The organism is Actinomadura sp. SCN-SB (assembly GCF_043906805.1).
GTDB lineage: Bacteria > Actinomycetota > Actinomycetes > Streptosporangiales > Streptosporangiaceae > Spirillospora.
Genome location: NZ_JBIMPP010000185.1, coordinates 1 through 648, shown reverse-complemented (window position 1 = coordinate 648; position 648 = coordinate 1). Strand labels below are relative to the sequence as shown.

The 648-nt window shown below is 65.1% G+C and carries 1 protein-coding gene; it reads left to right on the top strand.

The annotated features are described in order from the left end of the window. Positions 1–137 precede the first annotated feature (137 nt). On the top strand, positions 138–648 hold a 511-nt coding region (locus tag ACGWYJ_RS38970; protein WP_395111735.1), incomplete at its 3' end, for a transposase family protein.

Here is a 648-nt window from a genome sequence, read left to right as displayed (position 1 = left end):
TGAGCCTTTTCCACCAGCGTTGGGCGGCGCGCTGATCACAGCATGATCGCGGGCGGTGTGGCGGCCCCGGGATGTGAAGAAACCCCTGGTAGGACGAGTGATCTTCCACAACCGCACGTCCTGGCCAGAGGTTCCGCATGTTTTTCTATCGTTCTTCGCTGCCGTTGTCGCGTTCGACCCTGACCTACCTGAGCGGGGTGCTGCGCCGGCACCGCAAGCAGATCGGCAGTAAGAACCGTGCGCTCACCACCGGGCAACAAGCGTTGATGACGCTGGCCCATCTGAAGAACGCACACACGTTCGCGCAGCTCGGAGCCGGTTTCAGCGTTAGCACCACGACCGCGTGGCGGTACGTGAACGAGGCGGTGAAACTTCTGTCGGCCCGCTCGCCCAAGCTCGGAACGGCACTGCGCAAAGCCAGGAAGGACGCGGTGCCGTACGTGGTGCTGGACGGGACGCTCATCCCTATCGACCGGGTGCGGGCCGACCGGCCCTTCTACTCCGGCAAACACAAGAAACACGGGATGAACCTGCAGGTCATCGCCGCACCCGACGGGACGATCCTGTGGGTGTCCGGTGCGTTGCCCGGCTCGGTGCATGACCTGCGGGCCGCCCAGATCTGGGGCATCGTCGGCGCCCTGGCCGCCG